The following is a 23,364-nucleotide window of genomic DNA, read 5'->3' as shown; positions in this document are numbered from 1 at the left end:
TGCAATCAGCTTTTCCCGGCAACTAATCGACTGCGGCGGTCATTCCGGATTTGCCCTGCCCGTGCCCTCACCCAATCATGGCAACCACAGCACATCCAACCGAATGAGGATGAGAATGGTCCGCCATCTTCCCACGCTCTCGATCGCGATGTCGGTGACGTCGCTGGCGCTCATGCTCGCGCAGCCGGCCGCGGCGGAAACCGTCACGCTGGGCATCGGAACTCAGGACACCACGACCAACACCGTGACCGCCGGCGTCGTCATCCGCCAGCTCCATCTCCTCGAGAAGTACCTGCCGAAGGACGGCAAATACGCCAACATCAAGTTCGAGCTGGAGTGGCAGAACTTCACGTCCGGCCCGCCCGTCACCAATGCGATGATGGCGAACAAGCTCCAGATCGGCATGATGGGTGACTATCCGCTGATCGTGAACGGCTTCACCTTCGAGAGCAATCCCGAGAGCAAGAGCCGCCTGATCGGTGTTGCCGCCTACAGCCTGTCCGGCTCCGGCAACGGCCTCGTCGTCCACAAGGACTCGTCCTACTACGACCTCGCCGATCTCAAGGGCAAGCTGGTCAGCGTGCCCTTCGGCTCCGCCGCGCACGGCATGGTGCTCAAGGCGATGCAGGACCGCGGCTACGCATCGGACTTCTTCCAGCTCGTCAGCCAGAGCCCGGAGGTCGGCTCGACCAATCTCCAGGAGAAGAAGATCGACGCGCATGCCGACTTCGTCCCCTTCGCCGAGCTCCTGCCGTTCCGCGGCTTCGCGCGAAAGATCTTCGACGGCGTCGAGACCAATCTGCCGACCTTCCACGGCATCGTGGTTCGCACCGACTTCGCCGAGAAATATCCTGAGGTCGTCGTCGCCTACTTCAAGGCGCTGATCGCCGCCAACCAGTGGCTGCGCGACGATCCCAAGCTCGCCGCCGAAAAGATCCAGGAATGGACCGGCATCAACAAGGAGGTCGTCTATATCTTCCTCGGCCCCAGCGGCAACATGACCACCGATCCCACGGTGAAGCCGGCGCTGATCGATGCGGCCGCGACCGACGTCAAGGTGCTCCAGAATCTCGGCCGCATGAAGGAGTTCGATCCGAAGAAGTGGGTCGACGACAGCTACATCCGCAAGGCCTATGCCGAGATGAAGCTCGACTATGACGCGCAGCTTGGAAGCACGAAGAATTACGAAATTGCAGGCGAGGACGCTTTCTGCAAGAAGCCGATCACCGATCCGCGCAAGGCCGGTGAGATCTGGGTGGATGACGCCGGTATCCTGCCGTTTGCCTCCGCCGCCTGCACGTTAGGCGCCTATGCCGACTTCAAGGCCAAGGGCAAGAAGATCAACGTCGCCTATGTCTTCGACACCACCCGCGGCATCAAGCTGTTCGCCGACCAGGCCTTCTTCGCGGTCGGCAATGACGAGGTCGCGCCGTTCCTGCTGAAGAAGGATGCCGAAGCCCATGCCGCCAAGATCAGCGGCAAGGTGCTCGGCTTCGACGACGCGGTGAAGGCGGCGGTCAGCGGAGGCAAGACGTGAGCAGTCCCGCCCTCCTCAGACATCCCGAGGACAGCATGCAGGCAACAGCAATCGCAGAGGCGGGCTCAGCGCCCGCCGCTCTGCCCAAGACACCGCCCTCCTTCGGCACGCTCGCGCTGCGCTGGTACCGGCTGAACCAGGGCCGGCTGCGCGCCACCGCGATCGGCATCGCCTCGCTGATCGCGTTCCTGCTGGTCTGGCACCTGCTGACGACCTACCGGGTCGTGTTCTTCGTGCGCTTCACCAACGTGCCCTCGCCGCTAGCGGTCTATGCCAGCTTCACCAAGGCGATCCACGATCCGAAATTCCTGATGCATATCCTCTTGAGCTGCCGGCGCATCTTCATCGGCTTCTCGCTTGCGGCGATCGTCGGCGTGCCGCTCGGCCTGATCATGGGCCGCTTCAAGCTGGTGCATGAGATCATCTTCCCGGTCGCGGAGGTGCTGCGGCCGATCCCGGCGATCGCCTGGGTGCCGATGGCGATCATGCTGTGGCCGACCAACGAGCAGAGCATCGTCTTCATCACCTTCCTCGGCTCGTTCTTTCCGATCCTGGTCAACACGCTGCACGGCATGTCGCTGGTCGATCCGGTGCTGGTGCGCGCCGCGCAGTGTCTCGGCGCGCGCGAGCGGTCGATCTTCCGCGAGGTGTATTTCCCGGCCTCGCTGCCGCACATCTTCACCGGCCTCACCGTCGGCATGGGCGTCGCCTGGGTGTCGCTGATCGCGGCCGAGATGATCTCGGGGCAGTACGGCATCGGCTACTTCACCTGGGAGGCCTATTCGCTGGTCCAGTATGCCGACATCGCGCTCGGCATGATCGCGATCGGCGTGCTTGGCCTTGGATCGAGCCTGTTGATCCGCGGCGCGGGACAATTGGTGATGCCGTGGAGGTCGACATGAGCGAGATGTTCGCGAACCCGTCGAAGGGCCATATCGAGGTCAGGAATTTTTCCCTCAGCTATGACAGCATCGAGGGACCGGTTCAGGCCGTCACCGATACGCAGATCCATGTGAAGCCCGGCGAGTTCGTCTCGATCGTCGGCCCCTCCGGCTGCGGAAAGTCCACGCTGCTCAACGCGGTCGCGGGATTCCTCAAGCCCACCACCGGAATCGTCACCGTCGACGGCGAACGCGTCAACGGCCCCAGCGCCGAGCGCGGCATGGTGTTCCAGCAATATTCGCTGTTTCCCTGGAAGACGGTGCGGGAAAATGTCGAGTTCGGCCTGAAGATGCGCGGCATGCCGCGCTCCCAGCGCGAGCGCGCCGCGCGCACACTGCTCGGGCTTGCCGGGTTAGAGGCCTTCGAGAAGCATTATCCGGAAAAGCTCTCCGGCGGCATGAAGCAGCGCGTCGGCATCGTCCGCGCACTCGCGACGGGGCCGAAGGTGCTGCTGCTGGACGAGCCGTTCGGCGCGCTCGACGCGCAGACCCGCGTCATCATGCAGCAGATCCTCACCAACATGTGGCAGCGGCTGAAGATCTCGGTGCTGTTCGTCACCCACGACATCGACGAGGCCATCTTCCTCTCCGACCGCGTCTACTGCATGACCGCGCGCCCCGGCTCGATCAAGGCGGAGATTCCGATCCCGCTGGAGCGGCCGCGCCAGCAATCGATGATGATGTCGTCGGAATTTCTGACGCTGCGGCGCGGGCTGATGTCGCTGATCCGCGAGGAGAGCCTGAAGGCGATGGGCGGCGAGATCACCGACATGGGCATGCAGGGCCTGAACATCGAGCTGCACGGGCATTCGCTGGCGGATGTGATTTGACTTAACCTCGCCCCGTTTGCGGGGATCACGGTCTAGTAGGGTGGGCAAAGCGAAGCGTGCCCACCACCTTCATCATGAATGTGGATACATGGTGGGCACGGCGCTTTCGCGCCTTTGCCCACCCTACGGCAGTTTCGCTCTAATCACTTGAACCACTGCACCAGCGCGATGCTGATGCCGAGCAGCAGCATCAGCGACAGCGTCACCGCAGCCGTCACCCTGCCCCCGACATTGGCCAGCACGCGGACGTCGACGCCGAGGCCAAGTGCGGCCATCGAGACAACGGTGAGGAAGCTGGTGATCTTCGTCACCGGACCGACCACCGTGCCCGGCACGATCTCCAGCGAGCGCAGCGTCGCCAGCGCGAGGAAGCCGAGGATGAACCAGGGGACCAGGCGGAAGAAGCCGACATTGGTCTTCTTGGCGTCGCTCTGCCAGCGCGAGGCGACGAGGGACAGGCCGACGACGACGGGGCCGAGCATCAGCACGCGCATCAATTTCACCAGCGTGCCGATCTGCGTCGAGACGAGGCCGGCCGGCACCGTCGCCGCGAGCACCTGCGGCACCGCGTAGACGGTGAGGCCCGCGAGGATGCCGTATTGCGTGGCGGAGAGTTGCAGCAGCGGAATCAGCAGCGGCAATCCCAGCACCATCATCACGCCGAGGATCGCGGTGAAGGAGATCGAGGATGCGATCTCGTCGTTGTTGGCGCCGATGATCGGCGCGACGGCCGCGATCGCCGAATTGCCGCAGATCGAGTTGCCGCAGGCGATCAGGATCGACAGCCGCGTCGACAGGCCAAGCAGCCGGCTGAGACCGAAGGAGACGCAGAGTGCGATCACGACGACCGCGGCGATGGAGGCGAGCAGCGCGATGCCCGAGGCGGCGATGGCCGCGAAGCTGATCGAGGCTCCCAGCAGCATGACGGCGACTTCAAGCAGCTGTTTTGCGCTGAAGGCGATGCCGGCCTGCCAGCGCGGCGCGGGCTTCCAGAAGCTCCGCAGGGCCATGCCGAGCAGGATCGCCATCACCAGCGCCTCGACATAGGGATGCTCGAACACGCCCAGTTCCGCCCGCTCCAGCAGGGCGGAGACGCCGGCAACGGCAATGCAGAGGAGGATGCCCGGAATCAGCGCCGCAATGCGGCTTATGGCGGTGGCCGGCTTGGCACCGGCCGGGCTGGATGCTCGATTCTGCGACACAAATCTCTCCCAGAGGAGAAAGATTTATACGCAGCACGATCCAATTGGGAAATAAGTTTTCGACATATCAGGGCCGAGGGAAGTTCTGTCCTCGACCCGGAATAAACCGGCTCAGAAGATCAGGTTCTTGGCCAGCGAGGCGACGCGGCTGAAGCCGTCATAGATGCCCGGCTCGAAGAAGGCCGCGCGCGCGAGCACGATGCCCGCGACCAGCGACCAGAACAGCGTGGTTCCGGCCCGCAACAGGAGCTTCGAGGCGCGCGACTTGGGCTGGGTATCCGTCGCGGACACCAGCTGCTCGCCGAAGGGTTCAAATCCAGTGCGTTCCATAGCTTGCGCCAATCCATCAAATTCTGAACGGAATGTCGTCGTTTCGGCCCCAAACGGCAATGGAAGCGATTGGCGTTTTTGCGCCTCGACGGGGAAACTCCTTCCGTCGGACACCCCCGTGACAATAGTTTTCTTCTTCCGGCCTATTTGGACACCGGCGCCCAGGCTACAGGGCCAGATAACGCCGCCGGATCGCCTCGTTGGCCTTCAGCTCGTCGATTCCGGCGGCATAGACGATCTGGCCCTTGTCGATGACCGTGGCGTGGCTCGCCAGGCCGAGGCAGAAATGCATGTTCTGCTCGGCGATCAGCACGGTCGAACCGAGCTGGCGGAGCTGGCGCAAAAGCTCACCGATCCGCTGCACGATGATCGGCGCGAGGCCCTCGCTCGGCTCATCGAGCAGCAACAGCGCGGGGTTGCCCATCAGCGTGCGCGCGATCGCCAGCATCTGCTGCTCGCCGCCCGACAGGCGCCCGGCGATGCGATGGCGCAGCGGCTCCAGCAGCGGGAAGACTTCATAGATGCGCTTGATCGGCCATTCGTCCTGGCCCTCCGGTCCCTTCTTGCGACCGATGACGAGATTGTCCTCGACCGTGTGCTCCGGGAAGATCTGGCGGTCCTCCGGCACGAAGCCGAGCCCGGCGCGCGCGATGTGATGCGGCTTCCAGCCTGATATCACCGCGCCGCGCAGGCTGACTTTGCCCCGCCGCGGCGGCGCCAGCCCCATGATCGCCTTCATGGTCGTCGACTTGCCGGCGCCATTACGGCCGAGCAGCGCCATGGTCTCGCCCTGCCGCACGGACAGGCCGACGCCGAACAGGATCTGGCTGGTGCCGTAATAGACGTCGAGATCGGCGACTTCGATGATGGCGGTGCTCATGCGGCGGCTCCCGCATGTTCGGTGCCGAGGTAGGCCTCGATCACGGCGCTGTTGTTGCGGATCTCGTCGGGCGTGCCGATGGCGAGGATGCGACCGTAGCAGAGCACGACGATCTTCGGTGCGATCTTGAACACGATGTCCATGTCGTGCTCGATGAAGACGACGGTGATCTTCTCGCGCTCCCAGAGCTCGCGCACCTTGTCGATCATGCGCCAGCGCTCCTCCGGGCCCATGCCGGCGGTCGGCTCGTCCAGCAGCAGCACCTTTGGTTCGAGCACCAAGGCCAGCGCGATGTCGAGCAGCTTCTGATCGCCGTGCGACAGCGTCGCGGCGGTGCGGTTGCGCTTGCCGGACAGTCCCAACAATTCCATCACATGCTCGGCGCGGTCGCGCGTCTCGGGCAGCGGAAACCGCTTGTGCAGCACGGCGGACGAGCGCTGATCTGCGCTGACCGCGGCCAGCATGGTCTCCTGCACGGTCAGCGATTTGAAGATGCTGGCGACCTGGAAGGCACGGCCGATGCCGTGGCGCACGATCTCCGGCGGCGAACGCCCGGCGAGATCGACGCCGTCGAGCAGCACCTCGCCGCCATCCGGCCTCAAGGCGCCGGTGATCAGGTTGAAGAAGGTGCTCTTGCCGGCGCCGTTCGGGCCGATCACGGCGGTGAGCGAGCCGTCAGGGAAGTCGAGCGTGACGTCGTTGGTCGCCTTCACGCCGCCAAAGGACTTTGCGAGGTTGCGGATCTCAAGCATGGCTAGCGCTCCTCGCCTGTCTCGCGCCGCTGCTTAAACCAGTCGGCGACGAAATCGAGCAGGCCTTTGCGCAGGCCCAGCGCGAAGAACAGGATGACGACGCCGAGCACGATGCCGTGGTACTCGGTGAACCGCGTCACGGTGTCGTTGAGCAGCAGCAGCAATACGGTGCCGACCATCGGCCCGAGAAAGGTCGAGACGCCGCCGAGCATGTTGATGAAGATGCCCTCGCCCGAGATGGTCCAATAGGCGAATTCCGGATAGGCGCCGGAGACGAACAGCGCCATCACCATGCCGCCCATCGCCGCGAACAGGGCCGCCAGCACGAAGACGGTGAGTTTTGCGCGCCAGACGTCGATGCCGAGGAAGCTCGCGCGCGCGGCGTTGTCGCGGATCATGCGCAGCGTATAGCCGAACGGCGACTGCGCGATCTGGCGCATCGCGAGCAGGCCGAGGACGAGAAGCGCGCAGCTCGCGACATAGAGATGGACGTGGTTGGACAGATCGATGCCGAGGAACGCGGGGCGCGGAATGCCGCCGCGCAGGCCCTGGTCGCCGCCGGTGAAGGACGCCCAGGACAGGATCGTCGAGTGGATCAGCATCTGGAACGCCAGCGTGACGAAGGCGAAATAGATCTCCTTCAGCCGCACGCAGATCGCGCCGATCACCGCGGCGATGAGCGCCGTGATGGCCAGCGTCGCGACGAAGGCGACCGGAATCGGCACGCCGATCTTCTGCATGATCAGGCCGAAGCTGTAGGCGCCGAGGCCGAAGAACATGCCATGGCCGAACGAGGTCAGCCCGGTGTAGCCGACCAGGAGGTTGAGCGAGGTCGCGAACAGGCCATAGGCCGAGCAGCGGATGACGAAATCGAGCAGCGCCTTACTGCCTGACAAGAGCGGCAGGCTCGCCAGCACGGCGAAGGCGACCAGCGCGATCAGGACGTCGCGATAGCGATGAAGCGCCGCGCCGCTGCGCACCGGCGCCAACGTCTCGGCGCGTCCGGCCTCCAGCTCGGTCATGCCGCCTCCTTGCCGAACAGGCCGGTGGGCTTGGAGACCAGCACGATCACCATGAACAGGTACATCAGGCCTTCCGTGAACAGGGGAAAGCCGAGCGAGCCGAACGAGCGGATCAGGCCGAGCAGCAGCGCGCCGATCAGCGCGCCCAAAATCGAGCCCATGCCGCCGATCACGGTGACAATGAAGGATTCGATCAGCACCGAGAATCCCATGCCTGGGGTCAGCGACCGCACCGGCGCTGCGAGCGCACCGGCGAGCCCCGCCAGCATGCCGCCGAGCGCGAACACGCCGCCGTAGATCAGGCCGGTGTTGATGCCGAGCGCGGAGACCATGCTGGGATTGTGCGCGGCGGCGCGGATCACCTTGCCGATACGGCTGCGCGACAGCCCGATGCCGAGCACGATCGCCGCGACGAGCGCGATGCCGATCAACAGCAGGTAATAAGGCGGCACCACGCCGCCGGCGATGAACAGCGGCATCACCTGGAACGCGGCGGGCATGCCCATCGACTTGAATTCGGGTCCCCAGATGATGCGCACGACGTCATCGAAGATCAGCACGAAGGCGTAGCAGACCAGAAGCTGCATCAAGACGTCGGCGCCATAGACGCGGCTCATGAACACGCGCTCGAAGATCAGGCCGAGAATGGCGGTGCCGGCCGCGCCCGCCAGCATCGCCAGCGCGAAGCTTTCGGTGAGGTGATAGGCCGTCATCGCAAAGTAGGCGCCGAACATATAGAAGGCGCCGTGGCTGAAATTGACGACCTTGAGCACGCCAAAGATCAGGGTCAGCCCGACCGCCACCAGAAACAGCAGCATGCCGATGATGATGCCGCTGGTGGTTTGCGTCACCAGGCAGGCGGAGCTGGAGAGGCAGCCGGCAAGCGCGTCGAGATCCACGGGAGCACTTTCATTGCGGCGCGCCTGATACGGCGCGGAGAATCAAACGAAAACGGCGGGGACGGTCGCCCGTCTCCGCCGCGCGCGCGATCAGGTGTAGCCCTTGCTCTTCTTCCACTCGGCCTCGAGCTCGAAGATGGTCTTCCAGTCGCCGGCCTTGACCTCGGGGACATAGGGCTCCTGCGGGATCGTGGTGCCCCAGCCGATGGCGTAGCCGACGAGTGTGTGGTCCTCGGCGCGCATCGTCACGGTGCCGTCGGCGCCGAACGGGCACTTGATCGTAAGACCCGCCAGTGCTTCAGCGAGCTTCTTGCCGTCAGCGGAGTTCGCCTTCTTCGCGGCTTCTGCCATCAGCATGACCGCGGTCGCGTTCTCCCACGACCAGTTGGTCGGATATTCGTTGTACTTCGCCTTGTAGGCATCGCCCCACGCGGCGTTCTCCGGCGTCGTCGGGAACGTCTTGATGTAGCGGTTGCCGGAGTGGATGCCCTTGGGCAGGTTCTTCACCACGGTGAGCGCGGTGTAGTCAGCCATGTTGACCGCGAACACCTCCATCTGGCCGAACATCGCGTAGATGTTGGCCTGGTCGATATAGGAGGTGAGATCGCCGCCCCACAGGCAGGAGTACAGCGCCTGCGGCTTCGCCTGCAGGATCTTCGTCACCACCTCGGTGTAGTCGGGCTGGAACAGCTTTGGCCAGGACTCGCTGATGATCTCGACATCAGGTGCAAAGCGTTTCAGGTACAGCGTGAACTCGGCCGTGGTGTCGCGGCCGTAGGCATAATCGGGCGAGCAGGTCGCCCATTTCTTCAGGCCCTTGGCCTTGGCGATCGCTGCGGCATAGCTGCCGCCGACGATGGAGTCGTGCACGCCCTGCCGCGCGGTGCGGAAGGCATTGGGAATATGCTGCTTGGGGTCCGCGGTCAGCGCCGAGGTCTCCGAATTGGTGTGGATGCAGAACACGCCGAGATCACGCGCGACCTCGTGCACCGCGAAGGCGCCGGACGAGGCTTCGGCATCGATCAGCAGCTCGCAGCCGTCGGTGTTGACGAGTTCTCGCGAGACGCGCGCGGCTTCCTGCGGCTGGCCCTTGGAGTCGCGGATCACCATCTCGATTGGGCGGCCGGCAAGGCCGCCGGCGGCATTGACCTTGTCGACCTCGAGCATCACCGCATTGCGCGAGGACGTGCCGAGCTGCGCCACGCGGCCCGACAGAATCGTCGGCATGCCGACCTTGATGGTCTTGGCCTGGGCGCGCGCCACCCACGGCGCGGCAACACTCATCGCACCGGCGCCCATCAGCGCCAGTGTTGAACGGCGGCTGATGCCCGGTCCGCGGGTTCTCGTCATTTTTTCCTCCCTCTGTCGGGTCGGCGTGTCCAAATCCCTGTCGGAGATCGTCTCGTCTCCGTGTTCCCAAGGATTTCAGAGGTAGGGGGGTGACGTCAAGCCAAAGATGAATTACGAGTCAGAATTCATCAAGGGAGGAAATGAGGCCGGCAACCGGCCCAAACCCGCACAATGATCAACCTGTCGAGCTTCATCACCTTTCATGCCCGGCGCACGCCGGACCGGCCTGCGCTGAAATATCGCGGCGAGGAGATCTCCTATGCCGTGTTCGATGCGCGCATCCGCAAGGTGGCGGGCTGGCTCGCGGCACAAGGCATTGGCGCCGGCGATGTCGTGGCCGTGCTGATGAAGAACAGCGCGGCGTTCCTGGAACTGGTGTTCGCCACCAGCCATCTCGGCGCAGTGTTCCTGCCGATCAACTTCCGCCTCTCCCGCGACGAGGTCGGCTACATCGCCGGCAATGCCGGTGCGCGCCTGTTGATCGTCGATGAAGAGCTCGCCGCGAATGCCGCCGGCACGAAGATCGTCGCGCTCGACGAGGCCGCGCAGCAGAGTGTCACGCATCTCGCAGGTGGCGCTACGGCTGCGCCAATGCATGTCCGCGCGCCGTCCGACCTGATGCGGCTGATGTACACCTCGGGCACGACCGACCGCCCCAAGGGCGTGATGCTGTCCTACGATAATTTCTACTGGAAGTCGGCGGACCAGACGATCGCGCTGGCCTTGAGTGCCGGGACGCGCCTTCTCGTCGTCGGCCCGCTCTATCACGTCGGCGCGCTCGACCTGCCCGGCATTGCCGTGCTCTGGCATGGCGGCTTCATCCGCATCGAGCGCAATTTCGAGCCGGAGACCGCGCTCGCGGCGATCGCCGAGGACAGGCTCAACGCCGCCTGGTTCGCGCCTGTGATGACCACCGCGATGCTGACCTGCCCGACCCGCGATCGCTACGATGTGTCGAGCCTGACATGGGCGATCGGCGGCGGCGAGAAGACGCCGGAGCTACGCATCCGCGCCTTCTCCGAATATTTTCGTAATGCGCGTTACATCGACGCCTATGGCCTCACCGAGACCGTCGGCGGCGACACCTTCATGGAGGCCGGCCGCGAAATCGAGAAGATCGGTTCGACCGGGCGCGCCATCGCCCATGTCGAGATCGAGATCCGCGACGAGGACGGCAGGACGCTGCCGCCGAACGTCAACGGCGAGATCTGCCTGCGCGGGCCGAAGATCACGCGCGGCTACTGGAAGGATCCGGAGAAGACGGCCGCGGCTTTCTTCGGCGACTGGTTCCGCAGCGGCGACGTCGGCTATCTCGACGACGAGGGCTTTCTGTATCTGACGGATCGCAAGAAGGACATGATCATCTCCGGCGGCGAGAACATCGCCTCCTCCGAGGTCGAACGCGTCATCTACGAGCTATCCGAGGTGCGCGAGGTCGCGGTGATTGGCCTGCGCGATACGCGCTGGGGCGAGCGGCCGGTCGCCATCGTCGTGCTGGCGGAAGGTGCGAATCTCGAACTCCCTGCCCTCACCGAACATTGCCGCGCGCGCCTTGCGAGCTTCAAGGTGCCGAAGCAGCTCGTCATCCGCGACTGCCTGCCCCGCAACCCGAGCGGAAAGATCCTCAAGCGCGTGCTGCGCGCCGAGCTGGAGACCTCTGAATGACGCAAGCAGACACCGCGGCGAAAGTGACGAAGCTCAACCGCGTCGAGCGTAACGCCTGGACCAAGCAGAAGATATTTGACGCAGCGACAAAGGTCGTCGGCAAGCACGGCTATGCCGAAGCCTCCGTCGCCCGCATCACCGAGCAGGCCGGCGTCGCGCAAGGCACCTTCTACAATCATTTCGAGAACCGCCAGGAGCTGCTTGACCAGCTGCTGCCCAAGATCGGTCTCGACATGGTCGAGTTCATCCGCGCCCGCACCGGCACGGCGGATGCGGCGCGGCAGGAGATCGAGCGCTTCTCCGCCTTCTTCGACTTCATCCGCGAGGTGCCGGAGTTCCTGCGCATCCTCAACGAGGCCGAGTTCTTCGCGCCCATCGGCTACCAGAAGCATCTCGACAACATCTCGGTCGCCTATGTGCGCATCCTGCGCCGCGCCCGCCTTGCCGGCGCGATCGAGGATTACAGCGACGAGGAGTTCGAGGCGATCGTCCACATGCTGATGGGCGCGCGCGGTTATCTCAGCCGCCGCTACTCCTATTCGGGAGGCGGCGTCACCGCCGTGCCCGACCACGTCATCTCCGCCTATCGCAAGCTGATGACGCGCGGCCTGTTCAGTTCATCCGGAGATCAGGGAACGCCATGAACATCGCATCTCCCCACCAGCCGCTCGATATCGCCTCCGCGATCGCCGAAGGCGACATTCGCTGCCTCCTGATGGTGCTGGTGCACATGACCGGCGATGCGCGCTGGCTCGAGCCGCCGTACCTGCCCAAGCGCGACATCCGCCTCATTCCCGATCCCGAAGCCGGCGTGCCGAAGGAGATCCGGGACGAAATCCGCGCCGCGGTGGTCAACCTCTTCGCCAATGGCACGCCGCAGCCGGTCGTCAGCGACCCCGGCGAAGAGCTGCTCCTGAAGATGATGCGCGCCTGCCTCGGCGAGCATGTCGCGCCCGAATATGCGCCCCTGATGCGCGAGGAAATGGGCTTTGTGCCGCGCGAGACGCGGTGGACTGCGCGTCCTTCCGACGACAAGCTCGCGGAACAACACGTTCTGATCGTCGGTGCCGGCGTCTGCGCCATCGCGCTCGGCGTGGCGCTCGGCCATCTCGGCATCCCCTACACCATCGTCGAGAAGAATGACGAGCTCGGCGGCACCTGGTGGATCAACCGCTATCCCGGCTGCGGCGTCGATACGCCGAACCACTCCTATTCGTATTCGTTCGGCTTGCGCAACGCGTGGACGCGGTACTTCTGCCAGCGCGAGGAGCTGCTCGGCTATCTCCTGAAGGTCGCCGATGAATACGGCATCCGCAAGCATCTGCGCGTCAACACCGAGCTGACCTCATCGCGCTGGGACGAAGGCAAGAAGCGCTGGATCTCGACGCTGAAGACTGGGAACGGCGAAGAGACCTTCGAATCCACCGCGCTGGTCTCGGCCATCGGCCAGCTCAACGATCCCTCCCGCGCGCACTTCAAGGGCGAAGAGGACTTCAAGGGCACGATCCTGCATTCGGCGCTATGGTCCGGCGATATCGATCTCGACGGCAAGCACGTCGCCGTGATCGGCACCGGCGCGACGTCGATGCAGCTGGTGCCGGCGATTGCCGGCCGTGTCGCCTCGGTCACCGTCTATCAGCGCAGCGCGCAATGGGCGCGGCCGGTGAAGGGCTATTCCGACCCGATCAGCGAGGGCGCGCGCTGGCTGCTCGCGCATCTGCCGTTCTATGTGCAGTGGTATCGCTTCAACATGTTCTGGCGCTACGGCGACGGCCTCCTGCCGTTCCTGCGCAAGGACCCGGCCTGGCCGCATCCGGAGCGCGCCGTCAACAAGGGCAACGACCGGCACCGGCAGGAGCTGACCGACTTCATCCTCACCGAGCTGAAGGACCGGCCGGACTTGATCGAAAAATGCGTGCCGACCTACCCTCCTTACGGCAAGCGCATCCTGCTCGACAACAACTGGTTCAGGACCTTGAGGCGGGACAATGTCGAGCTCGTCACCGACGCAATCGACCGTTTCGACCAGGCCGGCATCGTCACCGCAGACGGCAAGCACCGCCCTGCCGATATCATCGTGGTCGCGACCGGCTTCAAGGTCACGGAGATGGCGGCGCGCCTCAACATCAGCGGCCGCAACGGCAGGAATTTGCGCGAAGCCTGGGGCAACGACAATCCGACCGCGTTCCTCGGCCTCACCGTGCCTGATTTCCCCAACTTCTTCTGCATGCTCGGCCCGAACTCGGGCCCGGCACATGGCGGCAGCGTCATCTTCCAGTCGGAGTGCCAGAGCCGCTACATCTCGGCGTGTCTCGCCGACATGATCGAACGCGACGTCGCCGCCATCGACGTTCGCCCGGACGTGCTCGCCGACTATGTCGGCAAGGTCGATGCCGAGCACGAGACCATGATCTGGACCCATCCCGGCATGACGACCTACTATCGCAACTCGAGCGGCCGCGTGTTCTCGGCGATGCCGTGGCGGTTCGTGGATTACTGGCGCATGACGCATGACCCGGATCTGGGGCAGTACAGGCTGACGAGGAGATGACCTGCTGCTAACGCAGGTTGGCTATAGCGTTACCGCAATCTCTCCCCACGTCGTCATTGCGAGCGCAGCGAAGCAATCCAGAATCTTTCCGCGGAGACACTCTGGATTGCTTCGCTGCGCTCGCAATGACGGAACTGGCGACCTGTCAGGCCGCCAGCCCGCTTTCCACCGGCGCGAATTCCAGCCCGAGGCTTTCCGCCACCGCCTTGTTGGTGATGCGGCCGCGGTGGACGTTGAGGCCGTTGCGCAGATGCGGATTTTCCAGCACCGCCGCAAAGCCCTTGTTCGCGAGCATCAGGCCGAACGGCAGCGTCGCGTTGTTCAGCGCCTGGCTCGACGTCACCGGCACCGCGCCCGGCATGTTGGCGACGCAATAGTGCACGATGCCGTCGACCTCGTAGGTCGGGTCCGTGTGCGTGGTCGCATGCGAGGTCTCGAAACAGCCGCCCTGGTCGATTGCGACATCGACCAGCACCGCGCCCGGCCGCATCGATTTAAGCATCGCGCGCGTGACGAGTTTTGGCGCGCTGGCGCCCGGCACCAGGACCGCGCCGATCACGACGTCCGCGGAAAACACCTCCTCCTCGACCGACTCGATGGTGGAAAAGCGCGTGCGCACGCGTCCGATAAAGAGATCATCCAGTTGGCGCAGCCGGGGTATGGAGCGGTCGATCACGGTGACCTCAGCGCCAAGGCCCGCGGCCATGCGCGCAGCCTGCGTTCCCACCACGCCGCCGCCGAGCACGACGACCCGCGCCGGCTGCACGCCGGGCACGCCGCCGAGCAGCAAGCCGCGACCGCCGGCCGATCGCCTGAGCGCGGCGCCGGCGGCCTCGATGGCGAGGCGGCCGGCGACTTCGCTCATCGGCGCAAGCAGGGGGAGGTGCCGGCCGCGTCGGTGACGGTTTCATAGGCGATCGCCGTACAGCCGGAGGCGAGCAAACCCTTGGCCTGCTCGGGATCCGGCGCAAGATGGAGATAAGTGAACAGGACCTGGCCTTCGCGGAGCTGGGCCCATTCGCTTTTCTGCGGCTCCTTCACCTTCACGATCATGTCGGAGTTGGCGAAGACGTCGCGGGCGCTCCCGGCAATCGCGGCCCCTGCCCGCCGATACACATCGTCCGAAGCGCCGATGCCGCTGCCGGCGCCAGTCTCGACGGTCACCTGGTGCCCGGCCGCGACATATTCACGAACCGCGCCCGGGGTGAGCCCGACGCGATATTCCTGCACCTTGATCTCCTTGGGCACGCCGACACGCATCTTGGGCTCCTTCCAACGTCTTGATTCACCGCGTCATCGTAGCGACGGGTCCAGTTTGGTTTCGTGCAAATATCAGCTAGTTTCGCCCTTTCCCCGCCGGTTTCCGGCGCGGAAACGTCCTTTCACGCTGGAAACAAAACATTGGCCCTCGACCGGAAAGATCTCGCCATCCTCGCGGAACTCACGACCAATGCACGGGCCAGTCACACCGAGCTTGCCAACAAGGTCGGCCTGTCGAGCACGGCGCTGGCGCGGCGCCAGAAGGCGCTGGAGGACGACGGCTACATCCAGGCCTATCAGGCCGCGCTCGACCTGGCGCAGTTCGGCCTCACCACAACGGTGCTGGTGCGCATTGCGCTGGAGAGCCAGAGCGACGAGGCGCTGAAGGCGTTCGAGGCGGAGGTGGTGAAATGCCCCTCCGTCGTGCGCTGCTTCCTGATGTCGGGCACCGACGACTACATCCTGATCGTGCTCGCCCGCGACATCCAGGATTTCGAGCGCATCCACCGTACCGAACTGTCCCGCCTGCCGCGCGTCGCGCGGGTGCAATCGAGCTTCGCGCTGCGCGAAGTCGTCAACCGCGCCGTGCCGACCGTGGTGTTCAGCGAGGCCAAGCGGTAGCGGTTCCCTCTCCTGCGAACGCCGCAAAGGCCGTCCCGCGCCGCAGTCGGGTGGCATCGGCTCCATCCAAATCAGCCAGCTTACCCGCGCGACTCGACGAATCCAGAAATCAGGAGCTCGAACTCTCTTCGGGCACGTCATGTCCCGCTTGGGCTGGCGCGGGATCGTGAAATGGCGCCAAGCTGGCTGGCGCCCGATCCGGTGTACACGTTAAGTTGCACTTTACCCTAAGCTGTCTTTTACCCAATGAGCTTAGGGGTAGCTCAGAGCTATTCGCTTATCATTGCAACTTAAGATCGTTTTGCTGGAGGGGCTCCCACCGGCGCGCAGGGGCACGAATTGTGGCACTTCATTCCAAGACGCAGCTTTCTCCAAACGAAACGCCGACCACGTTCTCATGCCTGATGGATCGGTGGTTCCTCCTTGGCGCCTATGGCTCACAGGCACGTATCCACATGGCTGTGGCATGGCTAGCCCGGACGATCGTCACAGCTAGCTTTATTGCAGGCCTCGCCTGCCGATATGCAGCCCTCGATCAGGTGACCGACGATACGACCGAGTTCCTGCTGCCCTGGTATGAATTCGCGCACAGCCACGGTCTTGCCAGTCTCGGGCACACATTCACGGATTACACCCCGTTTTACAGCTACCTTTTGGTTGCGGCGACCGCGTTCCATGGGCTGTTCGAACCATGGCACCTGATCAAAGGAATTTCTTTCATCTTCGAATTCGGCTGCGCGCTGATGGCAGCACGCCTGGTCGCGTCCGACAAAGAACGTATCTACAGTCCATCCGTTGCCTTTGCGGCCGTCTGGCTAGCACCGACCGTTCTGTTCAACGGTGCGGTCTGGGGTCAGTCCGACGCGATCTGGACGTTCTTCATTTTGCTATCGGTATATTTCATTTCCCGAGACAGACCTCGGGCCGGTCTCGTTTCATTCGCCGCCGGATTTTCTGTCAAGGCCCAGGCAATATTCCTTTCGCCCTTGATCTTCGCGCTCGTGCTGAGGCGAACGATCCATTGGCTTTGGCTTGCAACGATTCCGATTGTTTATCTCGCCGTCGCGGCTCCCGCCTGGCTGCTTGGCCAATCTCTCTCCGACATCCTGACGGTCTATTTCAATCAGGCTGAAACCTACGCCCGGCTGTCAATGAACGCAGCAAACATGTGGTTGCTCGTGCCAAACCGGTTCTATGGACCCGGTGTAGCTGCCGGAATGGCCATTTCAGCCGCGGCAGGGCTCGTATTCTCAATCGTTGCCGCGCGGGCGAAAGACCTGCGCAAGCTCGATAATCTGGTCGCAGCCGCAGCCCTGTCTCTGCTCTTGATGCCATTCGTGCTGCCGAAAATGCACGACCGATATTTCTACGCGTTTGAAGTCATGGCGATCATACTGGCCTGCCTTAAGCCGCGCTTCTCCGTGGTCGCCATCGCCGCGCAGATCAATGGCGTGATTGCCTATCTGAGCTATTACGGCATTGCAGCGCCGTTGATGGGTCCGGCGGTCATTGGGAATGGCTGGATTCTGCTGCAGCTCGCTCTTTACACGCACCGCAAAGCGAAAGACCCGGAGCAGCCCGATTCAGTTGCATTCTCTCCGACGACATTCGCCGTCGGCGCGATCGCTTTCTGGGCCATCTATTTACTTGCCGCTTGAAGAGACCGCGGGGAGAGGCGAAAACGCCGACCGCGACCGCTGTCATCCAACTGTCATCGAATGTGCCGAGAGCTGTGTCTCCAGTACATTCGGGACAGACAATGGACTATTTCAAGCGCTTCAACTTCCTGTTCGCCGCACCCGTGTTCGACGCCGACGACCTCGAAGGCGTCCGCTTCAACCAGATCATCGAGGAGATCCAGCGCTCCGGCTTCGAGGTGGTCCGGGCCCGCAAGCTGGAGGACGCGGAGATGGCGGTGCAGACCGACGCTGCGATCGGCTGCATGGTGGTGGACTGGGGCAAGAAGGGCCTGGAGGGCAAGACCTCGGCGCTGATCAATTTGATGCGGCGCCGCGGCCTCGACTTCCCGATCATCCTCCTGATCCGGCGCAAGCGCTTCGAGGATTTGCCGGTCGAGGTGCTCGACTTCATCGACGGCTATGTCTTCCTGTCCGAGGAGACGCCGACCTTCATCGCCAAGAACCTGATCAGCCGGCTCAAGCAATATGCCGAGACGCTGAAGACGCCGTTCTTCGGCGCGCTGGTCGACTATGCCGAGGAAGGCAACCAGCTCTGGACCTGTCCGGGCCACAATGGCGGCGTGTTCTACAATCGAAGCCCGATCGGCCGGGTCTTCGTCGAGCATCTCGGCGAATCCGTGTTCCGCGACGACCTCGACAATTCCGTGCTCGATCTCGGCGACCTCCTCACCCATGAGGGCCCGGCGCTGAAGGCGCAGAAGGAGGCCGCGCAAATCTTCGGCGCGGAGAAGACCTATTTCGTGCTCAACGGCACCTCGACCTCGAACAAGGTCGCGCTCGGCGCGCTCGTCACCGACGGCGATCTCGTGCTGTTCGACCGCAACAACCACAAGGCCGCCCATCACGGCGCGCTGATGATCAATGGCGGCATCCCGGTCTACGTTCCGACCATTCGCAACGCCTGGGGCCTGATCGGCCCGATGCGCTGGGACGTGCTCGATGAGAAGGCCCTGCGCGAGGCGATCCGCAACCATCCGCTGGTGAAGGATCGCGACGCCTGGCGCAAGGAACGGCCGTTCCGCATCGCCGTGGTCGAACAGTGCACCTATGACGGCTCGATCCACAGCGCCGAGATGATCCTGAAGCGCATCGGCCATCTCTGCGAGTACATCCTGTTCGACGAGGCCTGGGCCGGCTTCATGAAGTTCCACCCGCTCTATGCCGGCCGCTTCGCCATGGGCCTCGCCAATCTTCCCCCCGAAGCGCCGGGCATCATCGCGACGCAGTCGACCCACAAGCAGCTCGCGAGTTTTTCGCAGGCCTCCCAGATCCACATCAAGGACCGTCACATCCGCGGCCAGAAGCGGCGGGTCGAACACCGCCGCTTCAACGAGAGCTTCATGCAGCACGCCTCGACCTCGCCGTTCTACCCGCTGTTCGCCTCGCTCGACGTCGGCGCGCAGATGATGAAGGGGCGTTCCGGCGAAGTGCTGTGGGACGACACGATCCGGCTCGGCATCGAGCTGCGCAAGAAGATCCGCGCAATGCGCCGGGAGTTCGAGGAGAAGGAGCAGAACCCGGACCGCCGCTGGTTCTTCGAGCCCTTCGTCCCGGATCGCGTCACCATTCCCGACGTCAGCCGTCCCGGCGCCGCCCACAATGTCGCCTGGGAGACGCTCTCGACCGACGAGCTCGCGACCAATCCCGCCTTGTGGCAGCTCTCCCCGGATACCAACTGGCACGGCTTTCCCGATCTCGCGGAAGGCTTTGCCATGACGGATCCGAACAAGCTGACGCTGCTCACGCCTGGCTTCGACCGCACCACCGGCGCCTATGCCGAGCACGGCATCCCCGCCCCTGTGGTCGCGCAATATCTGCGCGAAAACCGCATCGTGCCCGAGAAGAACGACCTCAACTCGCTGCTCTTCCTGCTCACTCCCGGCGTCGAGGCGAGCAAGGCCGGCACGCTGATCTCCGGCCTCGTCGCCTTCAAGAGGCTGCACGACGACAATGCGTTGCTGGCTGACGCGATCCCGGAATTCCATCAGCGGCGGCAGGCACGCTATGCCAGCGTGCGGCTGCGCGACCTCTGCGGCGAGATGCACCGCTTCTTCCGCGCCGCCGATGTCAGCGCGCTCCAGGCGCGGCAGTTCATGCCCGAGCACATGCCTGAGATCGCGATGTCGCCCCGCGATGCCGCGCGCTATTTGTTCCGCAACGACGTCGACTATCTGCCGATCGAGGCGATCGCGGGCCGCATCGCCACCACGCCCTTCGTGGTCTATCCGCCCGGCATCGCCACCATCGTGCCCGGCGAGCGGTTGACGGAACGGGCCAAGCCCATGGTCGACTATCTCAAGATGTTCGAGATCTGCTTCAACACGTTCCCGGGCTTCGACGTCGAAATCCAGGGCGTCTACAAGGAGATCGATGCCCAGGGCCGTATCGGGCTCTATACTTACGTCGTTGCCGAGTAGGTGCCGATGAACGAAACAGCCGCAATCCGCGCGGATGACGAGCCTGTCCTGGTCCGCCCCTCGCGCGAGAGCGATGTCGAGGCGATGCTGGCGATCTACCGCCATCACGTCCGCAATGGCGTGCCGCGCGACGTCGAGGGAACCGGTGCGCCGGAGCCGGACGATCTGCGCGACCGGCGCAAGAACCTGAAGCAGACCCGCCTGCCGCATCTGGTCGCGACCTATCGCGGCGAGGTGGTCGGCTACGCCTATGCGGTGCTGTTCCGCAAGCGCCCGGCCTATCGCTACACCGCCAAGCACTCGATCTACGTCCACCACGCGCATCTCGGCCGCGGGGTCGGACGGCTATTGCTTCAGGAACTGGTCGATGTTTGTGCGGCGGCCGGCTTCCGCCAGATGATCGGCTATATCGATGCCGACAATGCGCCCTCGCTGGCGCTGCACGAGAAGTTCGGCTTCGCGCGCGCCGGCCTGCTCTGCGGCGTCGCCTACCGGCACGGCCGCTGGTCCGACACCGTCATGGTGCAACGCTCGCTCGGCGCGGGCGCAACCGCGCCGCCGCCCGCAACGGCACCCGGCCGGTAAGCCCTACGAGGGAAAGTCAGCCGGTCTGACGTGGATGCGATCGGCATGCAGCGACCAGTGACACAACGCCTGGTCCTTGCAAAACCGCGCCTTCGCCCGTTCCCTGGCCTCGTCCTCGTCGGCGGCATCGATCTCGAGCGTGCCCTGGCAGACCTCGATCTGCCGGCCGTACTCCCCGAGCACGTCCTTCATGAACCTGACGACATAAGTGGACATGGCACCTCCTGCTGCCCCGGCAGCACTCTAATCCCATTTAGCCCGGATACGGGAGTGAGATTTTGACCGGGATCAAAGCCGGCAACGGTTCCCGCTGCCGATCCAGGCGTCGGTTCGATCCGTCAGCCGCCCCGCCCTGCCCAGAGCCTGCGAAAGGCGCGCGATACGGGGCGCACGGGCCGACATCAACCATTACGTCGTGATATCGAGCAGCGACTCTGTCGTCTCGGCGTAGGCTTGAATGACCTTCGCATTGGCAATGAAGCTGTACTTCGCGGTCGCCAGTTCAACGAATTCGCTGGCGAGATCGACATTCGGCGCAGCGACCAGGCCGTCCTGGTTTGCGAAGGGAGCGCTTGGATCGGATTGTACGGTAAAGCTCGGCGAAACTGCCGACACGGTCGCGACCGTACCGCCCGGCGTCGAGCCGCTCGATTGAGAGACTTGATCGACTCGCAGCGGCACATAGGCGGCGGGAAACGTCGGAGCAATGCCCGCACCGGCCGATGTGCTCGATCCGCCTGATGCTGGCAGCGGGCCGGTCGTGTTGACGTTGGCGATATTGCTCGCGGCCACGTTCACGCGCAGGCTCGCCGCAGAAAGTCCGGATGTCGCAATCGAAAGTATGCTCATGCCCCCTGATCTACAGGACAAGTCATACGCGTTCATTCACCGCATCGGTAAAATCCGCCGCTTTCTGTTTTCAGCCTCGTAACCAACGATCGGAGCGCGATCAGACTTCGCGCTCCTACCCCGGCGTCACGCCGAACGCCTGCTTGAAGCGCTCAGCGTAGCGCGGCCAGACCTCGGGATTGATGATGCGCGGCGGGCGCTTGCCGTCGAGCGTCTCCAGCACCTGCTCGGCGGCGATGCGGCCCATGTTCTGGCGCGCCTCGGTCGTCACACCTGCGGTGTGCGGGCTCGCCAGCACGTTGTCGAACTGGAGCAGCGGATGCTCGGGCGGCGGCGGCTCCTTGGACCAGACGTCGAGACCGGCCCCCGCAATGCGCTTGTCGCGGAGAGCCTGGAGCAGCGCGTCCTCGTCGTGGATGAAGCCGCGCGCCGTGGTGATGAAATAGGCATGCGGCTGCATCAGCGCGAATTCGCGCACGCTGATCATGTTGCGGCTGCCCTTGTTGAGCGGGCAGGAGATCGAGACGAAATCGGCGCGGCGCAAGAGCTCGTCGAGCTCGACCTTCTCACCGCCCCGCTCGGCCATCACCTCAGCCGACAAATACGGGTCATAGGCCAGCACTTTCATGCCGAGCAGGCCCTTGCACAGCGCGGCGATGCGGCGGCCGACATTGCCGAGGCCGATGATGCCGACGGTCTTGTGCTCGACCTCGTTGCCGACGAGCTCGTTGCGGTTGACGTTGCGCTCGCGGCGCAACCGGCGGTCGGACTGGATGATGCGCTTGGACAGCGTCAGCATCATCGCCAGCGCATGCTCGGCGACCGAATGGGCGTTGCCGCCGGACTGGTTGACGACCACGACGCCCGCATCCGTGCAGGCCTCGACATCGACGGGATCGAAGCCCGCGCCATTGCTGGAGACGAGCAGCAGGTTCGGCGTCCGCTTCAGGAAGGCGGCATCGACATGGAAATGCGGAGCGAGCTCGTCGCGGGCGGCGCCGATCTGGTAGACATGGGCCGCGCTCAGGATCGGCGCGAAAAAGTCCTCGGGGCTTGCGTTCTCGATGCGATCGAGCCGGACGTCGGACCGCGCCTTCAGGATGTCGATATAGATCGGATTGGCCAAATAATTGGAGTAGACGACACGCTTGCTATTGACCGACATCACGACCCTTCCGGCTCTCCAGGGATCGGCCAAGGCCAGCGCGGCGCGCGCCCCCTCCGTGCTTCCTCCCACACTTTCTTTGCCCACATATGACATGGCGGTGCCGGCCTCGGCAGGCCGTCTGGCGCAGATCACGGTGCCGGCCCGGACATGTTGACAATCCCGCGGCCTGCGTCAAGTTCGGCAGATCGCCGCGACGGCCAGGACAATGGCAAGGATCAAGAAGCATGCGCGGCTGAAGGGAGAACGCAATGGCGATTGCGGAACAGGCGACACAGGGGTCCGGCGACAAAAGCTGGCACGGCATCGTCCTGCAAACCCTGAAGCGGAACGAGATCAGCCTGATCCCTTACGTGCCCGACCGCGTGCTGACGCCGCTGATCAAGAACCTGCATGCCGATCCCTTCTTCACCACCTTTGCCACCGCCCGCGAGGAGGAAGCCGTCGGCATCGTCTCGGGCGCCTGGATGGGCGGACGGCGCGGCGCGGTCCTGATGCAGACCTCGGGCTTTGCGACGCTCGCCAACGTGCTGGCCTCGCTCGCGGTGCCCTACCAGATTCCGCTGATCATGTTCGTCTCCGAACGCGGCACGCTCGGCGAGTTCAACTACGGCCAGTCGCTGGTCTGCCGCACCATGCGCCCGGTGCTGGATTCGCTGGCGCTGGAGCACCACACCATCACCCGGCTCGACGAGCTCGAATTCATCGCCGACCGCTCGATCAAGCAGGCCGTCACCACGCAGGCGCCGGTGGCGCTGATCCTCAACCCGCTGCTCACCGGCGGCAAGGTCTTCGACAAGTGAGGCCG

General features: G+C 64.2%; 21 protein-coding genes and 1 pseudogene. 11 read left to right on the top strand and 11 right to left on the bottom strand.

Annotation, left to right across the window (positions count from 1 at the left end):
- Positions 1-115 precede the first annotated feature (115 nt).
- From XI09_RS40780 to XI09_RS40770, 3 genes are read left to right on the top strand one after another with little or no spacing between them, the layout of a single operon-like run.
- A complete protein-coding gene (locus tag XI09_RS40780) occupies positions 116-1,537 on the top strand; it encodes an ABC transporter substrate-binding protein (RefSeq protein WP_271571955.1) in 1,422 nt (473 codons plus the stop codon).
- Positions 1,534-2,439, top strand: coding sequence for an ABC transporter permease (locus XI09_RS40775; RefSeq protein WP_442869657.1), 906 nt, complete (start codon positions 1,534-1,536; stop codon positions 2,437-2,439). The genes XI09_RS40780 and XI09_RS40775 overlap by 4 nt, the downstream gene beginning before the upstream one ends.
- Positions 2,436-3,308 (top strand): ABC transporter ATP-binding protein, encoded by an 873-nt coding sequence (locus XI09_RS40770; protein WP_271571953.1) that lies wholly within the window; start codon positions 2,436-2,438, stop codon positions 3,306-3,308. The genes XI09_RS40775 and XI09_RS40770 overlap by 4 nt, the downstream gene beginning before the upstream one ends.
- A gap of 143 nt (positions 3,309-3,451) precedes the next feature.
- Here the strand turns inward: XI09_RS40770 and XI09_RS40765 are convergent, their stop codons facing one another.
- The 7 genes from XI09_RS40765 to XI09_RS40735 all read right to left on the bottom strand — a co-directional run bounded on the left by XI09_RS40765 (position 3,452) and on the right by XI09_RS40735 (position 9,743).
- Positions 3,452-4,510, bottom strand: a complete 1,059-nt coding sequence (locus XI09_RS40765) for a YeiH family protein (RefSeq protein WP_271571952.1) — start codon at positions 4,508-4,510, stop codon at positions 3,452-3,454.
- Between the two features lie 111 nt (positions 4,511-4,621).
- The gene (locus tag XI09_RS40760) at positions 4,622-4,840 is read right to left on the bottom strand and encodes a hypothetical protein (protein ID WP_027546306.1); all 219 of its coding nucleotides are present in this window, start codon (positions 4,838-4,840) and stop codon (positions 4,622-4,624) included.
- 166 nt (positions 4,841-5,006) lie between these two features.
- Positions 5,007-5,720 carry an ABC transporter ATP-binding protein gene (locus XI09_RS40755; protein WP_271571951.1) on the bottom strand — a complete coding sequence of 238 codons (714 nt, stop codon included), beginning with the start codon at positions 5,718-5,720 and terminating at the stop codon, positions 5,007-5,009.
- Positions 5,717-6,472, bottom strand: a complete 756-nt coding sequence (locus XI09_RS40750) for an ABC transporter ATP-binding protein (protein WP_271571950.1) — start codon at positions 6,470-6,472, stop codon at positions 5,717-5,719. The genes XI09_RS40755 and XI09_RS40750 overlap by 4 nt, the downstream gene beginning before the upstream one ends.
- 2 nt (positions 6,473-6,474) lie before the next feature.
- The gene (locus XI09_RS40745) at positions 6,475-7,494 is read right to left on the bottom strand and encodes a branched-chain amino acid ABC transporter permease (RefSeq protein WP_271571949.1); all 1,020 of its coding nucleotides are present in this window, start codon (positions 7,492-7,494) and stop codon (positions 6,475-6,477) included.
- The gene (locus XI09_RS40740; protein ID WP_271571948.1) at positions 7,491-8,393 is read right to left on the bottom strand and encodes a branched-chain amino acid ABC transporter permease; all 903 of its coding nucleotides are present in this window, start codon (positions 8,391-8,393) and stop codon (positions 7,491-7,493) included. The genes XI09_RS40745 and XI09_RS40740 overlap by 4 nt, the downstream gene beginning before the upstream one ends.
- A 90-nt stretch (positions 8,394-8,483) precedes the next feature.
- Positions 8,484-9,743 carry an ABC transporter substrate-binding protein gene (locus tag XI09_RS40735; RefSeq protein ID WP_271571947.1) on the bottom strand — a complete coding sequence of 420 codons (1,260 nt, stop codon included), beginning with the start codon at positions 9,741-9,743 and terminating at the stop codon, positions 8,484-8,486.
- 171 nt (positions 9,744-9,914) lie between these two features.
- Here XI09_RS40735 and XI09_RS40730 point away from each other — a divergent pair, with 171 nt between their 5' ends.
- Genes XI09_RS40730 through XI09_RS40720 form a run of 3 tightly spaced genes read left to right on the top strand, consistent with a single transcriptional unit; the run spans position 9,915 to position 13,959 of the window.
- Positions 9,915-11,408, top strand: coding sequence for an AMP-binding protein (locus XI09_RS40730; RefSeq protein ID WP_271571946.1), 1,494 nt, complete (start codon positions 9,915-9,917; stop codon positions 11,406-11,408).
- Positions 11,405-12,052 (top strand): TetR/AcrR family transcriptional regulator, encoded by a 648-nt coding sequence (locus tag XI09_RS40725; RefSeq protein ID WP_271571945.1) that lies wholly within the window; start codon positions 11,405-11,407, stop codon positions 12,050-12,052. Before XI09_RS40730 ends, XI09_RS40725 begins: the two co-directional genes overlap by 4 nt.
- Positions 12,049-13,959: a flavin-containing monooxygenase gene (locus XI09_RS40720; RefSeq protein WP_271571944.1), complete on the top strand. Its 1,911-nt coding sequence runs from the start codon at positions 12,049-12,051 to the stop codon at positions 13,957-13,959. Before XI09_RS40725 ends, XI09_RS40720 begins: the two co-directional genes overlap by 4 nt.
- A gap of 145 nt (positions 13,960-14,104) precedes the next feature.
- Here the strand turns inward: XI09_RS40720 and ald are convergent.
- A pseudogene (ald, locus tag XI09_RS40715) lies at positions 14,105-15,219 on the bottom strand (alanine dehydrogenase).
- Positions 15,220-15,360: 141 nt separating this feature from the next.
- Between ald and XI09_RS40710 the strand changes: the two are divergent.
- The 4 genes from XI09_RS40710 to XI09_RS40695 all read left to right on the top strand — a co-directional run bounded on the left by XI09_RS40710 (position 15,361) and on the right by XI09_RS40695 (position 20,542).
- Positions 15,361-15,840, top strand: coding sequence for an Lrp/AsnC family transcriptional regulator (locus XI09_RS40710; protein WP_028172194.1), 480 nt, complete (start codon positions 15,361-15,363; stop codon positions 15,838-15,840).
- Between the two features lie 341 nt (positions 15,841-16,181).
- Positions 16,182-17,498, top strand: coding sequence for a hypothetical protein (locus XI09_RS40705; protein WP_271571943.1), 1,317 nt, complete (start codon positions 16,182-16,184; stop codon positions 17,496-17,498).
- 101 nt (positions 17,499-17,599) lie between these two features.
- Positions 17,600-19,957, top strand: coding sequence for an Orn/Lys/Arg decarboxylase N-terminal domain-containing protein (locus XI09_RS40700; protein WP_271571942.1), 2,358 nt, complete (start codon positions 17,600-17,602; stop codon positions 19,955-19,957).
- A gap of 6 nt (positions 19,958-19,963) precedes the next feature.
- Positions 19,964-20,542 (top strand): GNAT family N-acetyltransferase, encoded by a 579-nt coding sequence (locus XI09_RS40695; protein ID WP_271571941.1) that lies wholly within the window; start codon positions 19,964-19,966, stop codon positions 20,540-20,542.
- 3 nt (positions 20,543-20,545) lie between these two features.
- Here the strand turns inward: XI09_RS40695 and XI09_RS40690 are convergent, their stop codons facing one another.
- The 3 genes from XI09_RS40690 to XI09_RS40680 all read right to left on the bottom strand — a co-directional run bounded on the left by XI09_RS40690 (position 20,546) and on the right by XI09_RS40680 (position 22,556).
- Entirely contained in the window at positions 20,546-20,758 is a 213-nt protein-coding gene (locus XI09_RS40690; protein ID WP_271571940.1) for a hypothetical protein, read from the bottom strand.
- Between the two features lie 192 nt (positions 20,759-20,950).
- Positions 20,951-21,391 carry a flagellar basal body rod protein FlgC gene (locus XI09_RS40685; protein WP_271572163.1) on the bottom strand — a complete coding sequence of 147 codons (441 nt, stop codon included), beginning with the start codon at positions 21,389-21,391 and terminating at the stop codon, positions 20,951-20,953.
- Between the two features lie 115 nt (positions 21,392-21,506).
- The gene (locus XI09_RS40680; protein WP_271571939.1) at positions 21,507-22,556 is read right to left on the bottom strand and encodes a hydroxyacid dehydrogenase; all 1,050 of its coding nucleotides are present in this window, start codon (positions 22,554-22,556) and stop codon (positions 21,507-21,509) included.
- A 251-nt stretch (positions 22,557-22,807) separates the two neighbouring features.
- Between XI09_RS40680 and XI09_RS40675 the strand changes: the two genes are divergently transcribed.
- Positions 22,808-23,359: a thiamine pyrophosphate-binding protein gene (locus XI09_RS40675; protein WP_271571938.1), complete on the top strand. Its 552-nt coding sequence runs from the start codon at positions 22,808-22,810 to the stop codon at positions 23,357-23,359.
- Positions 23,360-23,364 lie beyond the last annotated feature (5 nt).

This window comes from Bradyrhizobium sp. CCBAU 11386 (genome assembly GCF_028128955.1).
Classification (GTDB): domain Bacteria; phylum Pseudomonadota; class Alphaproteobacteria; order Rhizobiales; family Xanthobacteraceae; genus Bradyrhizobium.
The sequence above is the reverse complement of the archived record's forward strand: the minus strand, read 5'-3'. Positions and strand labels throughout refer to the sequence as shown.